13 protein-coding genes are annotated in these 14,647 nt (G+C 35.9%); 3 read left to right on the plus strand and 10 right to left on the minus strand.

What is annotated here, in order from left to right:
* Nucleotides 1-20: 20 nt before the first annotated feature.
* From MMB68_RS25565 to hxlR, 3 genes are all read right to left on the minus strand, one after another.
* Nucleotides 21-2,444 (minus strand): GcvT family protein, encoded by a 2,424-nt coding sequence (locus tag MMB68_RS25565; protein WP_269871072.1) that lies wholly within the window; start codon nucleotides 2,442-2,444, stop codon nucleotides 21-23.
* A gap of 362 nt (nucleotides 2,445-2,806) precedes the next feature.
* Nucleotides 2,807-3,448 (minus strand): 3-hexulose-6-phosphate synthase, encoded by a 642-nt coding sequence (gene hxlA / locus MMB68_RS25570; protein ID WP_269871054.1) that lies wholly within the window; start codon nucleotides 3,446-3,448, stop codon nucleotides 2,807-2,809.
* A gap of 201 nt (nucleotides 3,449-3,649) precedes the next feature.
* On the minus strand, nucleotides 3,650-4,015 hold the full coding sequence (hxlR, locus tag MMB68_RS25575) for a transcriptional activator HxlR (RefSeq protein WP_013056244.1): 366 nt from the start codon (nucleotides 4,013-4,015) through the stop codon (nucleotides 3,650-3,652).
* Between the two features lie 164 nt (nucleotides 4,016-4,179).
* Here hxlR and zwf point away from each other — a divergent pair, with 164 nt between their 5' ends.
* On the plus strand, nucleotides 4,180-5,694 hold the full coding sequence (gene zwf, locus MMB68_RS25580) for a glucose-6-phosphate dehydrogenase (RefSeq protein WP_277549539.1): 1,515 nt from the start codon (nucleotides 4,180-4,182) through the stop codon (nucleotides 5,692-5,694).
* Between the two features lie 182 nt (nucleotides 5,695-5,876).
* On the opposite strand, the gene MMB68_RS25585 is transcribed toward zwf, so the two are convergent.
* The gene (locus tag MMB68_RS25585; RefSeq protein WP_221786035.1) at nucleotides 5,877-6,125 is read right to left on the minus strand and encodes a group-specific protein; all 249 of its coding nucleotides are present in this window, start codon (nucleotides 6,123-6,125) and stop codon (nucleotides 5,877-5,879) included.
* 38 nt (nucleotides 6,126-6,163) lie between these two features.
* Nucleotides 6,164-6,649, minus strand: coding sequence for a PaaI family thioesterase (locus tag MMB68_RS25590; RefSeq protein ID WP_057241907.1), 486 nt, complete (start codon nucleotides 6,647-6,649; stop codon nucleotides 6,164-6,166).
* Nucleotides 6,650-6,941: 292 nt separating this feature from the next.
* On the opposite strand from MMB68_RS25590, the gene MMB68_RS25595 reads away from it, so the two are divergent.
* Nucleotides 6,942-7,418 (plus strand): L,D-transpeptidase, encoded by a 477-nt coding sequence (locus MMB68_RS25595; protein ID WP_277549540.1) that lies wholly within the window; start codon nucleotides 6,942-6,944, stop codon nucleotides 7,416-7,418.
* 439 nt (nucleotides 7,419-7,857) lie between these two features.
* Here MMB68_RS25595 and MMB68_RS25600 read toward each other — a convergent pair whose 3' ends face one another.
* Nucleotides 7,858-8,430 (minus strand): flavin reductase family protein, encoded by a 573-nt coding sequence (locus MMB68_RS25600; protein ID WP_025753556.1) that lies wholly within the window; start codon nucleotides 8,428-8,430, stop codon nucleotides 7,858-7,860.
* Nucleotides 8,431-8,785: 355 nt separating this feature from the next.
* Complete coding sequence (locus tag MMB68_RS25605; protein ID WP_025753557.1) at nucleotides 8,786-9,064, minus strand: ArsR/SmtB family transcription factor; 279 nt, start codon at nucleotides 9,062-9,064, stop codon at nucleotides 8,786-8,788.
* A gap of 307 nt (nucleotides 9,065-9,371) precedes the next feature.
* Here MMB68_RS25605 and MMB68_RS25610 point away from each other — a divergent pair, with 307 nt between their 5' ends.
* Nucleotides 9,372-10,250: a LysR family transcriptional regulator gene (locus MMB68_RS25610; protein ID WP_221786037.1), complete on the plus strand. Its 879-nt coding sequence runs from the start codon at nucleotides 9,372-9,374 to the stop codon at nucleotides 10,248-10,250.
* A gap of 178 nt (nucleotides 10,251-10,428) precedes the next feature.
* Here MMB68_RS25610 and MMB68_RS25615 read toward each other — a convergent pair whose 3' ends face one another.
* The 3 genes from MMB68_RS25615 to MMB68_RS25625 all read right to left on the minus strand — a co-directional run bounded on the left by MMB68_RS25615 (nucleotide 10,429) and on the right by MMB68_RS25625 (nucleotide 14,323).
* On the minus strand, nucleotides 10,429-10,848 hold the full coding sequence (locus MMB68_RS25615) for a MarR family winged helix-turn-helix transcriptional regulator (protein WP_028408085.1): 420 nt from the start codon (nucleotides 10,846-10,848) through the stop codon (nucleotides 10,429-10,431).
* Between the two features lie 232 nt (nucleotides 10,849-11,080).
* The gene (locus tag MMB68_RS25620) at nucleotides 11,081-12,268 is read right to left on the minus strand and encodes an MFS transporter (protein ID WP_277549541.1); all 1,188 of its coding nucleotides are present in this window, start codon (nucleotides 12,266-12,268) and stop codon (nucleotides 11,081-11,083) included.
* Nucleotides 12,269-13,000: 732 nt separating this feature from the next.
* Entirely contained in the window at nucleotides 13,001-14,323 is a 1,323-nt protein-coding gene (locus MMB68_RS25625; protein WP_277549542.1) for a hypothetical protein, read from the minus strand.
* Between the last annotated feature and the right edge of the window lie 324 nt (nucleotides 14,324-14,647).

The following is a 14,647-nucleotide window of genomic DNA, read 5'->3' on the forward strand; positions in this document are numbered from 1 at the left end:
CCTGTCTTTCGATTGATCAATTAAACTACCGCTGGGGAGTGTGTCATCATTGTTGCTTTATAACGCTGACCAAAGTATTCAACTTCTAAAACCATTTCTTCATGTACAGCTTGAGATAATAAAGTGTGTACAATTCCTTTTCCTAAGCTGTATGAATAGCCAGCACTTGTCACAAATCCGAGGGCTGTTTCTCCATAAAAGACCGGTTCATATCCCATTACTATCGCTGAAGGATCATCTAATATGAGCGTCGCTAATACTGTTTCAGAATCTTTTCGCTGACGATCAAGCAATGCCTCTTTTCCAATAAAAACTGGTTTTGTTAAATCAACCATTTCATGAAGGTTAACTTCATATGGATGATGCTGGCTCCAAAAGTCTTTCCCGCTTTTTAACGAAAAAGATTCAATTCGAAGGTTTTCAAGAGCTCGGTCTCCCGCGGCAATCAGCTGATAAGGCTGTCCTTGTTCAATTAATAAATCCCATAAATTCAGGCCTTGATCAGAAGTTGTAATCAACTCCCAGCTCTCCATTCCCCCGTAGGAATCACGCAGAGCAAGAACTGAACTCTTTTCAATAAACAGGGTTTTCGCTTGCCCTTGAATCCAAGTGCTGCTAAGTTCTGAGCGTTGAACCACGGACTTCATTACTCCTGTAGCTTTAGGACCAATTAATGCTATACTGCATGTCCCTGACGTTACATCTTGAAAAACAACTTGACCGTTTTGAGGCACGTGTTTTTGAATCCAGCTTGCTTCTACAGCTCCCGTACAAACAATCAAGAAAGTGGATATATTTTTGCGAATAACCGTTATTTGATCTTTTATGCCGCCTCGCTCATGCAACATACACGTACGTATGCTTTGACCTACTGTAATGTCTATATTTCCTGTCGTTAGCTTCTGTAAAAACTGGAGAGCTCCTTCCCCTTTAATTTCCAACCTTTTCTTTGTTGCCGTTGTATCGTAAATCGCCGCGTACTGACGAGTATGCAACTGTTCAGCTTCGATAATCGGTGACCAATATTCAGCCGACCACCCCTTTCTTATTACCATCCTCTTTTCATATGTGGATATAAGCGGATAGTTAGCTTCATACCACTGCGGCTGCTCCCAACCTGCTTTTTCGTTAAAATACGCTTTTAGTTCTTGCTGACGCATATAAAATGGACTTACGCGCATGTTTCGCGATACTTTTCGCTGCATAAATGGATGATGAATGCTATAAACCTCTTCATATTCTTCAATAGACCGCTGTTTGTAATAAACAGGGCTGCATGCATACGTATCGAAACGATTAATATCGCATAGCTCCAAGTCCACAGTCGGTGCACCATTCATCATCCATTCAGCCATTTGCCTAGCGACACCTGCAGAGTGCGTTACCCATATGGCTTCGGCTACCCAAAATCCCCCTACTGCTTGTGATTCGCCAAGCAGCGGCATTCCATCAGGTGTAAAGGAAAAAATGCCGTTCATTCCTTTTTTTATTCCTGGCTGTTTTAATGCCGGAATTAATTCCAATGCATCTTCCCACGGTTTTTCAAAATCTTTTGGTGTAAAAGGTTTAACAGAAGGCATTTCTTTTGTTTCTCCGTATTTTGTAATGTCACTGAGTTCGACTGGAAACGGCTCATGCTGATATGATCCAATCCCAAGCCCTTTGTCTACCTGACGAAAATAAATTGCGTTATCCTGATCTCGAATAAGAGGAGTCGCGACTTCTTCCGTTTCTCCGTTTAATTCAAGTAAATCATTTGTAAACACATATTGATGAGCCATCGGCTGAAGAGGAATCGTTACACCGACCATTTCTCCGATGCGAGGTCCCCAAAATCCGGCACAGCACACGATTACATCTGCTTCAAATTTTCCAGCGCTCGTGTATACTGCTTTTACTTGACCATTTGTCACTTCGATATTCGTCACTTCTGTATGACCGTAAAATTCTACTCCGCACTCTTTAGAAAAACGAGTCATTTTATCAACGGCATGCAAAGGTTTGGCAATACCGTCTGAAGGAACATAGAGACCTCCGCAAATACGATCAGGACAAATCAACGAATTTTTTTCCGCGCATTCCTGCGGTGAAAGAAGAAAAACTTCGATTCCCCATGAGCTGGCAACACCAGCCTTTCTCTTTAGGTCTTCTAATCGCTCTGGTGTACGGGCAACTTCTAAACTGCCAACAGGATAAAACGAGCGCTGTTCATCTGTACTCAACTCTTTAAAGGTCTCGACTGTTTGAGAAGCTAGTGTTGTCAGGATTTTTGAAAAGCTAAGCTGAAATACAAGCCCCGGAGCGTGAGAAGTAGATCCTCCCGTTTCGAACAAAGGGCCTTGCTCAATCACTGTTATGTTTCTTTGCCCCATTTTACTTAAATAGTAGGCAATGCTGCACCCGACAATTCCAGCTCCTATCACTACTATCCTCTTATGTTCCATCACTTTATATCTCCCTCCTTTTTTGGTTTGAAGATGTTAAATATTGTCGATAGTTAATTATATTTTTAATATTCATAATTTTCAAAGTATTTTGTTAAAAGATGTGACATAGATTTTTTTAGACTTTCTTCCGCTAATGTTCGGATAACGCTTTCTTAACTTTAAAATACCAGAAAAACTGCCGTCTTTTTCTTTCGAATAACGAATTTTAAAGAAACTATCTATCTGTCAAAATGACACTTATCAATGAATGGTTATACTAAAAATGACGGAAAGAAGATAGCTAAAATAACTTAGCTATCTTCTTTTTAAACCATTTACCGATTAATTAATTTTGAAGGCTTAAATACTTTTGCTTATTTTTAGACCAAAGTTGCTTGTTTGACTACTTTTTTCATTTCTTCTGCAACGTTTCTTTTGTCTTTTTCACTTGTAATCCCCCCGCCTACAATCACAAGATCCGGCTGTGACTGCACGACTTCAGGAAGTGTATTCAGTTTAATGCCTCCTGCCACCGCTGTTTTTGCATTTTTCACAACTCGTTTAATCGTTTGAAGCTGCTCGAACGGGGTTTCTCCTTCAGCTTGAAGATCATACCCTGTGTGTACACAAATATAGTCAACACCGAGTGCATCGACTTCTTGTGCACGTTGCTCAAGGTTTTTTACATTAATCATATCAACAAGAATTTGTGTTCCTTGTTTTTTGGCCTCTTCTACAGCGCCTTTTATAGTCGAATCATCAGTAGCGCCAAGAATCGTAATAATACTAGCACCCGCTTCAGAAGCTTTCATTACTTCGTAAGCACCTGCATCCATAATTTTCAAATCAGCTAATACCTTTAAAGACGGAAAGGCTTCCTTGATTTCTTTGACTGCTTTTAGCCCTTCGTTAATTACAACTGGAGTTCCAATTTCTACAATATCGATATACTCTTGAACCTCCTGCACTACTTCTTTTGCCTCTGAAATATTTACAAGATCCAATGCTAATTGAAGTTCCATACTTACTTCACTCCTTCATTAAATGGGGTTGTCTAGCATGAATTCATTGTAAAACCGTTACTTTCAAAAAAAAAGTAGGCACTTTTAAAACATATAGTCACTAAAAATATACTATGGACGCTTCAATGCAGCGTATCATTTGTATTTATTTTAGAAAATTCTGAATAATAAGAGTGGTTTTATCCTTCTTACCAAAAGATTTTAACCCATATGGCTGGAATTATTCATTTCAGGCTCTATAACGGTTTCCATATAATTTTTTCCCCACTCATCCATGCTCTCAAGGATGGGCATTAAGCTTCTCCCATGTTCAGTCAAGGAATATTCAACTTTTGGAGGGACAACCGGATAGACTTTTCGGTGAACGATTTGATCTTCTTCCAATTCTCGCAGCTGACTTACTAACATTCGCTGAGTAATTCCCGGCATCATGGACTTTAACTCCCCAAATCGTTTCGTCCCTTCTTTTCCTAGGTGCCACATAATCAGCATTTTCCACTTGCCTCCAATAATCGTTAACGTTAATTCCTTTTCACAGTTAAACGTTTTGCTAAAAAGTCTGCTCAATCCTTTTTCCTCCCTTTTTATGCGTAATAGTATAGTTTTAGACACTATATGAAAATAAAGTGTCTACTTATAAAGGAAAATTGTACCTGCTATACTGTAATCTGTAAAGGTGGTAACAGACTATATTCACTGCAATAGACCGTTAAAATAAAGGAGGAGATCAATTGGGCAGTGTAGCTCGTTCACGTGATAATTGTCTCAAGTCTCATTCACCACAAGCGTTAGAAGTGGATTCCATGACCTTTATCTTATTTGGAGCAACAGGAGATTTAGCTAAAAGAAAAATTTTTCCTGCGTTATATAATTTATTTTTAGATAAAAAGCTTCCTTCTTCCTTTTCTATTGTTGGTACGGATAGAAGCAACTGGTCTGATGATGCCTTTCAAATATATGTAGAAGAATCAGTAAAGACTTTTTCAAGGCGCTTTAGACAAGGTGAATCCAAGATAAAAGAATTTCTTAAGACAGTTCGCTATCATAAAATGGATGTTACCAATAGTGATGGATATGACCAGTTGCTGCATGCTATTCAAGAAGGCGAAGCAGAATTAAATATTCCTGAAAATCGTCTTTTCTATTTATCAGTGGCTCCTGCATTTGTAGACGTTATTGCTTCAAATATAAATAGCGGCGGATTGGGATCTACAAAAGGCTGGAAACGCCTTATCATCGAAAAGCCTTTCGGACACGATTTACAATCTGCTCAAGTGTTAAATCAAAAGCTTACTGAAACGTTCAATGAAGAAGAGATTTATCGTATCGACCACTATCTGGGAAAACCAATGATTCAAAATTTGGAGGCTCTAGCATCTGCAAACCCTATTTTACAAGCACTATGGAATCATCACTACGTTGCAAATGTTCAAATTACAGCTAGTGAAACAGTTGGTGTAGAAGAAAGAGCGCATTACTATGATCAGTCCGGTGCAATTAGGGATATGTTCCAAAACCATATGCTTCAAATGCTGATGATGACTGCCATGCAGCTGCCAAAGACACTTAACATTGCAAAAACTCGCCAACAAAAGATAAAAATTATGAAAAGCCTTCGCCCTCTACAAAAAGAGTTTATCCATTCGAACGTCATAAGAGGTCAATACGAAGCGGGAAAAATCCAAAATCGTTCCGTTATAGGATATAAAGATGAGCCCGGCATCAATGCAGCTTCCGTTAATGATACATTTATAGCAGTCCGGGTATGGATTGATCATGAGCTTTGGAAAGGAGTTCCTTTCTATCTTCGCACAGGAAAAAGAATGAGTAAAAAATGCACGCGTATCGTCATTGAATTTAAACATCCTTTAAAAAATGTTCATACAGACGAAGAAGTTATTCCCAACCTTTTGGTTGTCGAAATCAGCCCAAATGAAGGTATATCACTGCAATTAAACAGCAAAAACCCTTTGAATGATAATAAAATCGAACCTATTTTTATCAATTTCTCAACAAATCAAAAAGAAGTACCCGAGGCTTATGAACTGCTGTTATTTGATGCTTTACAGGGAGAATCCACATTTTTTGCTCATTGGGAAGAAGTTGAATTATCTTGGAAATGGGTGCAACCTATTTTAGAAGTTTTTAATGATGAACGCTTTCCTCTTCATTTTTATCCTGCGGGTACGATGGGACCAGCAGCTTCAAATCATTTATTAGAAGACGACGGGTTTAAGTGGTGGTAGTTTTATCATTATCCTAGATTATTTCTAATCTATAAAAAGAGATTGAGACATAACTAAAACAATGGAAAGATCCGAATGATACATTGTTCGGACCTTCCTTTAACTAAAACATTCGTGTTCCATCCTCTTTTTGTACATGTTTCAAATAACTTCACCTGGCTAAATCTATGTCACTTAAAAAATTAAACCTTCGTATCTTCTTTATTTAATATCAGCCATTTGATTTTTCGATCTCGCTCTTTTCTTTCTTGTTCATCAACCAAATCATATTTCTTCAGCAAGTGAAACATCTCGTTTAATGTTGTTTGCGAAGGATTTCGTACGAGAAACTCATGAAATAACGAGCGAATATCTTCTGGCAGCCATTGTGACTGCGAGTTAAACTTCTGCTGTACATCTTCTACCGAGTGGTCTAAATTACATTTACCCATACCTTTTCCTCCCTTTTTATGTAACTGTTTTGCATTTTTTAGTCTTCTTTGCGTTTAAACGTACTTGGCATAACAACTGCCACAACTTCTCCGGTCGCAACAATGATGTCACTCGCGTATACTTCTGTTTTAACTCTCCATTTCTTCGGGTGAATTTCTTCAACCGTTCCTATTGCTTTTAGTACTTCACCCTGCGGCGTTGGTTTTTTAAAATCTACGTGGAGAGAACCGGTAACAAATCGCGGCGGCTCTGCTGAATCTCCTATTTCGTAGCCATTTTTACGATATAGAGCAAGAGATGCAGAGCCTGTTCCATGGCAGTCAATCAGTGATGCAAGAAGTCCGCCATAAACAAATCCTGGTATGGCTGTATGTTCAGGCTTAGGTGTATAAAGGGTAATGGTTTTTTCTTCTAACCACCCTGTCCGAAAATGATAGCCTTCTTGATTTAATCGGCCGCAGCCGTAACACCATGCAAAATCATCCGGATACTCGTCTTGAATCGCTTTTACTACTTTTTCCATGGTTCACCACTCCTTTTTTCGGAATATTTTAACACATTTTCTCCTACAATCGTTAGAACTAAACGGACTATTTTCAAGCTTAAATAACCAAAAATCATAATAGAAGAAAAGCCTCACTTAAAAAATAATCGATTAACTAGGGTTTTATTTATAAATGATGGTGACGAGAAAGCATCTTTCTAATTGAAAGGTGCTTTTTTGTTTCTTATAAAAATATAAAAAAGAGGAGAGTTTTTATGAAGAATATTTTTATGAAATCAATGACCGTTCTTACCTTATTAATGGTCGCATTATGTGGAGTAAATCAGGTGAAAACAGAAGCAGCAAGCAAGCCTACGAATCAAGATTTGATATTATTAACAAGTACTACAACAAGCTTGCCTATTTTCACAATGGCTATATTGAAATGTTTGATCCAGTAGCAACGGGAAAAACATGGGATAAAACACCTGTTGGCTTCTTTAAAGTGGTAAACAAAATTAAAAACCGTCCTTACTATACAGGACATATAGGAAAAAGGTGGTTAGGATTAAATGCAAACGGTACGTATGGTGATACATACGGTATTCACGGCAATAACAATGAAAGTAGCATTGGAAAATATGTGAGTCAAGGGTGCGTAAGAATGCATAATGCAGACATCGAAAAGCTTTATGATAAAGTCCAAGTAGGCACACCGGTTGCTATCACTTATTCCTATAAGAGCTTTGTAGAGTTGACGAGCGTGTACGGTTACGAGTTCAAAGGGTATCATTTAAAAGAAAATTAATCAAAAAGCAGTATTAACAATTTTTCTATGATGCAGGCATTAACCATGAATTAAGAAGCTGACTTTTTATACTCTACTGACATCTTGCAAATTAACCGAGCGTTTGAAAAATTAACTGTAAAGAGCTTAAAGCGTTACGCTGCTTATGCTGTTGGAGGACTTGCTTTGACAGCCGTTGTTATACTGGCCTTTACAATGGAGACAGGAACAAGTTCCAATTCAGTTACAGGTTCTGAAAAAGCTGTGGTAGTTGAAAATGTAACTCTCGAACAAAATAAGTAAACAATATGGGCGGCCTTTCTCGTTAGAGAAAGGCCACTTTTTTTGTAAGGCTGATTTTTACTTGTTCTTAAGACTCAGTCCATCCTCAAAAGCATTTCCTCTTTGGCCATTTCATCTAACCAAAATGAGACTGTGAGAGTTTTCTTTACCGATTTATTTAGTCTGTACCAGGTCCGTGATTAAATTTAGTACCTTTTCCAATAGCATAGAATTGACCCCCAGCAACATAGTGTATTGTACGCAATTCATCAGGAGCATCATCAAAAATCCAATGTCCGTTGTTGAATACTCGATCATCACTCCAAGCACCAACAATTTCACCCATGAAAAGATCATGTTCTTGTTCATTTTCAGAATTTGGAAGAACCTTGCATACTAGCCAGCCAGCGGAACCTTCAACTAGTGGTAAATCAAACTCTTCTTGGTAAAATAGTGAGATCTTATCAAGTTTATTGTCTATTTCTTTAGAGCTGTGCTCACCAACATACAAGACAGTTTCCATTTGTTTAACAGTTGGAACATGTACTACAAAATAACCACTCTTTTCAACGAGTTCACGTGTGAAAGCTTGTTTGCCGATAAACGCCATCACTTTATTATTTCCCACCAGACCGACCCAAGCGGCTGCCATTACATTTTCTATCCCATCGTGTTTAGCAGAAATCATGGTTGTTGGACCTACTTGTAATAAACGGTATGCTTTCTTTAAATCAACAGGCTTAATTGCCATTATTCATTCTCCTTTTGTTTTATATTTTGATATTTCTAGAAATATAGATTTAAGTTCATACATTAACCGAGCGTTTGAAAAATTAGCTGTAAAGAGCTGATTTTTGCACGTAGACAAAGGGACCTTTACAATTTCTTCAGAAATGTTTTATAAAGGTGACACAACATGAATTTAACGCGCTTATAATAACGATAGATGATTTGCTTTAGCCTTTTTATCTAAAGTACTAGTAATGGATATACTCAGAATTTAGATGAGGATACCTATCAAGCAATTTAGCCATAATCCAGACAAGAAAAATCATACCTCTTAGTTCTATATTTCCTTAAGTATAGAAATATAGAACTAAGAGAAATTACTCCATTACATATGGAGCATACTTTCCAATTAACTCACGGTCTAGGCTGTAGTATATATATGTGCCTTCTTTATAAGTACTCAGAAGTCCGCAATCAGTTAATTGTTTTAAATGATGGGATAAAGTTGATCCAGCAATTGATTCAAGTTTTGTCCCAATATCCGAACAACATAAATTTGCTTCATTAGCAAGCAAACGAGCAATCTTTAATCGGGTCGGTTCACCGAGTGCTTTATATATTTTTGTCGCCTGCTGTAACTTCGAGTTATCCTCCATTGTTAGTACCCCTTTTTCTGAATGAATTAGATACCCCATATGAGTACAAGCTAAAATTATAGTTGCAAGTATACTATAGAGATCTCATTTTCCTGATGGATGATTATATAGTATTGCTAAAGCCAACTGCACTTTAAAAATAAAATCCTCAAAACAGTACTATAAGCACAAATGAAAATAATTTATTACAATCGCTAATCCTAATTATCTTCGGTTAATTTCTTGAAGTTTAATTCTCTTTCATGATACATTGGATTCTAATACAAATGAAATGCATATTAATTATATAGGAGATAACAAAATTGATATGAACAAATCACAAATTGAACTTATTGTCCGGATATCAGAAACAGGAAGTTTTACAAAAGCCGGTGAAGAGCTACATATGACACAACCTGCGGTAAGTCGTACCGTTGCAACAATTGAATCGGAATTAGGAACGAAGTTAATTAAAAGAGATAAGAAGAATGGAATATCTTTTACAGATGTAGGAGAGAGAATATTAATTACTTTTAGAACAATCCTGAGTGAATTACAAAAAGTAGATGAATTAATTGTGGCTGAACAGGGGTTAGAAATTGGAAAGGTACACATTGGCGCTTACCGAACTGCTTGTACTAGGTTTATTCCTAAGATCATACGTGCAATGGAAAGTCAGTATCCTGGTATAGAAATCAAGCTTTCGGAAGGTAGTGTAGATCAAGTAAAAGAGTGGTTACGTTCCAGATGCATTGATGTAGGAATTATCATTCCTCCTGATAAAGATTTTGATACCTTACCTTTAATTAAAGATCAACTGATTGTACTTATGCACTCAAGCCATCCTTTATCTCAGAAAGAAACAATAAGTATTCCTGACCTACAAGATGAAGATATACTAATTGGAAAATGCGGTTATGAGGTACAGATTCATGCTCTATTCAACGAGTATAACTTGACTCCTAAAGTACGGTTTGAGATGGATTATATAGAGACAGGATTAAGTATGATACAAGAAGGGTTAGGAATTACCATTACAACAAAACAAAATATTTGGTGGTTGCCAGACCAAGTTGTTGTTCGTGAGTTAAAACCAGATACATATAGAGATATCAATATAGCAGTGCTAGATATGAAAGATATATCCAAAGCGACAGATGCTTTTATCCAAACAGCTCGTACCCTTTTTGCTCAAGAAGATGCTTAAATAGTACTTAAATAAACATGTGTTGCTATTTAGTGCATATAAAAAAGACAGCTGTTTGATTCAAAAAGTGGCCGTCTTTTTTATTTCTACTATTTATGAATGGTAGTGGCTAGGAAGAGTATTTATTGAATGCTTATAAAAAAGGTTTCTCTTTATAAGGAATATTCAGTAACACGGCTTATTGTATACCGTTATATACCTTGTTTAACAATGTCTTTAGTTGAGTATTTTCTTCATTACTTAATTGACGCGTGATGAAGAGGTGAGCGTCTTCAACTAAAGGTGAAAGAATTTTCTTTAACTCTTCCCCCTTTTCTGTAAGAAATAGATAGTGTAAGCGACGATCTCGTTTACTGTATATTCTTTTTAAGAGTCCTTTTTCCTCCATCGCATAAATCATTTCTACAATAGTTGTTTGTTTCTTATCAATTGCTTCTGCTAGTTCTGTTTGGGTGATCCCTTTTTGAGAATCTAGAACACTAATGATGCTCCATCGTACTGGAGTCATGCCATAAGGTTTGAGCTTTTTCTTGAAATAATTCATTGCTCTTACATCTGTTCGATGAATAAGATGTCCTGTTAAATCATGTAAATCCATAACGTCACCTCAGAAATGTGAAAAATATGTTTTAAGCTAATAATCGAGTAATATAAGTCTTTATTAGTAGGCGGTACCCATGTGTGATTCTATATAATCGCTACTATTTATCTGACCAAATGTATTCATGTGGCTAAACCTTCTCCTGCACACAGTAATATCATTCTATACTTTGAAAGTTGTTTAGCTTTTTTAAAAGCTAAAATAAAAACCACGATTTACTTCGTGGTTTTTATTTCACAGGTAAGCCCTCTGCTTTACCTTTAGCTGGTTTGGTGATTTTCCACCCTAATAAGATGGCAATGAATCCTATAATTATAAGAAGATATAATGTCGGAACGAAACTTCCTAGATAATCATGCAGAAATCCAATTATAAATGGGCCGACTGCACCAATCATATATCCAATTGCTTGAGTCATTGCTGACCAAGTACTTGCTTCTAGAGGGGAAGATGCCATATCTAATGGTAACAACAAAGTTAGCGACACAAGACCACCGGCACCAACTCCTAAACATATACTTGAAACAATAGGTGTTACGTTTGTAAAACATAAAAGGGATAAACCAATTATTATACTTAAGGTAAAGGTTGTAATCCAAAACCTTCTGCTCGGTAGCACTTTTAAAAGACTAGGTAATAAAAGAGTAGCTGGTAGCTGTGAAATCATAGCAATTGTACCTACAAGACCACCAAATGCTGGTGTCCACCCTTTTTCCTCTACAATGGCTGGTAGCCATGCTGCAAAACAATAAAATAGAAGAGTTACAATCCCTACAAAAGAAGTTAATAGCCAGGCTTTTTTGTTTTTTAATGGTAAAGAAGCCTTCGTCTTTTGTGAAAAATTACTTACAGGAATACGGGATTGTTTTATTACCATAAGCCAAAGTGGAATAGCGAGTAGAGCAAGAATACTCCAAAATGCTAATCCATTTTTCCATGAATTATTGAACCAGTGTTGAAGTGGTGTCGTTAGCCCAATAGAAATAGATGCGCCCACTACCATTGAAGTAGAGTATATGCCTATCATCGATGCTGCCTTGTCTGGAAAATGACTTTTAATGAAACCAGAAAGCAAGGGGCTTACAACACCAATTCCTGCACCAATTAATAAAGCTGTTATTAACAGGTAAGTTGAGGAATTTGTAAAGGCCCTTAGAAACGTTGCAATACCTATGCAAGTTATAGCGAAAGTAATGATCTTTTCTGGTTGATAGCGATTTGCTAAACGACCAGAAAATAACGAACAAAAACCAAAACATAACAAAGGAATGGAAGTGAGCAAACTAGCTAAAGTAGAACTCATACCTAGATCCTTCGTTATTCCATGCAAGACCGGGCTAACTGAAGTTAGACCTGGCCTAAGGTTAAATGCAGCTAGTATAAGTGCAAATAGAAACAATTTATTACGATTGACCATACTAATTACCTCCGGTTAATTTCTTGAAACTTAATTCTCTTCTATGGTACATTAGGTTTTTTTATAAATAAAATGCGTATTTTTTATAATGCATATAACAAAAATGTTATGATGTTGAGAATGAAAAATAAAAAACGACCAATAATCGTATTGGTCGTTTTTATATTTCTTATAAGCACAACACTTCCTGTATAGAATCAAATTAATGTTATTAATAAAAGTAATAGTCACCGTATTTTATTAAAAATTGTTTTATCTATTACACACTTTGTAGAAAAACTGCGTATTTGTCGTCATGTAGAGTAAATGATAAAACAATTATTTTTATTAGTTAGTTTATATATTTACTACTTTATATATAATGCGTTGATTTTGTTTTTTTATATTTGATTATCTTATTGAAAACATATTGACGTTAGATATTTATGGATATTTTGTTGAATTATCGTGAATCCCATAATTTCTTAAAAGGGAAGTAGAGGGTGTAGTGGGGTATGATAAGAAGTAAAACTTTGAATATGTCTCCAGAGGAATATATTAATCAAGGGAAACGATAAGGGAATCATATAGAGAAAAATACATCAAGCTTCATTAATTTTTGACTCTGTAGCTAGATTACATAATAAAGAGCCGTAACCAAAACCACAGCCCACTGAGAATGTACTCAAAACAAGTAATAATGGTGCATTAAATTCAATCTAAGACAAAGTAAAAGGAGCTAATTAGCTCCTTTTACTTTGTCCCATTTGCTTGCATAGAACAGTAAGATTGAATTGCCTTTCTTAATAATTTATTAATATTATCAAATTCCCAATATGGTATTCTAAGAAGTGGAATGTTATTTTGTAAGCAGTATTTATTTTTCACATTATCTCTCTCTTGTACCAATTTAAATCCTTCCTCACCACCAAAGCGCTTTATGGGCTTGTAGTGCTGTTTACCATCGTACTCAACAAGCATTATTAATTCATTATGTCTAAAAATCGCAAAATCAAAAGGTAATTTCAATTTATGCTTACAATCATCAAATTTATACTGGGTCTCATATTCAATATTATTGGTTTCTAACCAATTTTCTATGGTGCGTTCCCCTTTAGAGAAAATACACCTTGGGCATCTACTACCACTATATAAGAAATGTGCAGGTTTAACTTTATACTCAAAACCACATTTATTATGCTTCATTTTTATTTTACTATTAGTAGAAATATACTCCTCAATTACTTCATATTCATTTTCAACCAAATCAAAAACTTGCTTCTTAAATAAGTCACTAGTCTTTTTTTTGTTCTGAAAACAATTTGGGCATCTTCTTCCCCGTTGAAAATCGCTAGGGGAAACTAGATAATTATGACCACACTTGTTATGTCTCATTTTAATTTTCGTGTAAATACCTTTATACGTTCCCATAACGCTATATTCTTTTTTAACCAAATTATAAACATCTTCTAGAAATTCTTCGTTAGTTTTCAAGGAATTTATATTACAAGCTGAACATCTTTGTCCCCTTATGAAGCATTCTGGCGTCATAGAGAAATTCTGCCCGCATTCATTATGTTTAATCTCAATTTTAGTACGTGCATTTATATATTCACCCAAAACTTCATATTCATCTTTAACTAGGCCATAGACTCTATTAACAAATTCGTCTATATTGGACCTTACTCCACCTTTACACTTAGGACACCTTTTTCCGCATAGGAATTTGGTTGGTGCTACGACATATTCATTTTCGCATTTATTATGTCTCATTCTAATATGCACAGAAGAACCTTTATACTCACCTAAAACCTTATATTCATTTCCAACTAAATTAAAAACCTTTCCCTCAAACTCTTCCTGTGTCATCTTGGCACTTCCACCATAATTACACTTTGGACAGCCTCGACCTACGTTAACAATTTTTGAAGGTTGAACCATGTATTCATGACCACATTTAAGATGCTTTACTTCCAGTTTAGTCTTTGAATCTACATACTTACCTTTGACTAGATAATCACTACCCATTTTCTCGTAAACTTCTTTAACAAATTGTTCGTGTGTTTTTTTTCTCAAATAACCACTCCTTTAGCTATTATGTAAATTATACAAAAGAATAAAGCTATCAATCGAAAAAGGGTTCAATAAAGTATACCTTTACGGACTTTGAGTATGTATAAAAAATTTATCGATTTTTACGTTCGTTTAAATTAAAAAACAATTTACAAACGTTCTTTAAAATACATTTAGTTTTACGAACGATTAGTGATGGATTGAAAAGTCTACTTCCTATAATCAAACTTATGGTGCGACAAGAAGTCGCTTTCTTACAGTGTAGCTAATGCTACTCATCTAGACGCAAAGATGATCTCCATCCGAAACGGCATTCTTGGTAACGAG

Origin of the sequence: Priestia sp. Y58, from assembly GCF_029522095.1 — a bacterium.
Taxonomy (GTDB): domain Bacteria; phylum Bacillota; class Bacilli; order Bacillales; family Bacillaceae_H; genus Priestia; species Priestia megaterium_E.

What these genes read in the sequence shown, in the direction of transcription:
- MMB68_RS25610 (WP_221786037.1), top strand. Translation starts at nt 9,372, where the DNA reads ATGAACAAATCACAAATTGAACTTATTGTCCGGATATCAGAAACAGGA.
- MMB68_RS25565 (WP_269871072.1), bottom strand. Translation starts at nt 2,444, where the DNA reads ATGGAACATAAGAGGATAGTAGTGATAGGAGCTGGAATTGTCGGGTGC.
- MMB68_RS25620 (WP_277549541.1), bottom strand. Translation starts at nt 12,268, where the DNA reads ATGGTCAATCGTAATAAATTGTTTCTATTTGCACTTATACTAGCTGCA.
- hxlA (WP_269871054.1), bottom strand. Translation starts at nt 3,448, where the DNA reads ATGGAACTTCAATTAGCATTGGATCTTGTAAATATTTCAGAGGCAAAA.
- MMB68_RS25595 (WP_277549540.1), top strand. Translation starts at nt 6,942, where the DNA reads ATGTGGAGTAAATCAGGTGAAAACAGAAGCAGCAAGCAAGCCTACGAA.
- MMB68_RS25590 (WP_057241907.1), bottom strand. Translation starts at nt 6,649, where the DNA reads ATGGAAAAAGTAGTAAAAGCGATTCAAGACGAGTATCCGGATGATTTT.
- MMB68_RS25600 (WP_025753556.1), bottom strand. Translation starts at nt 8,430, where the DNA reads ATGGCAATTAAGCCTGTTGATTTAAAGAAAGCATACCGTTTATTACAA.
- MMB68_RS25615 (WP_028408085.1), bottom strand. Translation starts at nt 10,848, where the DNA reads ATGGATTTACATGATTTAACAGGACATCTTATTCATCGAACAGATGTA.
- MMB68_RS25585 (WP_221786035.1), bottom strand. Translation starts at nt 6,125, where the DNA reads ATGGGTAAATGTAATTTAGACCACTCGGTAGAAGATGTACAGCAGAAG.
- MMB68_RS25605 (WP_025753557.1), bottom strand. Translation starts at nt 9,064, where the DNA reads ATGGAGGATAACTCGAAGTTACAGCAGGCGACAAAAATATATAAAGCA.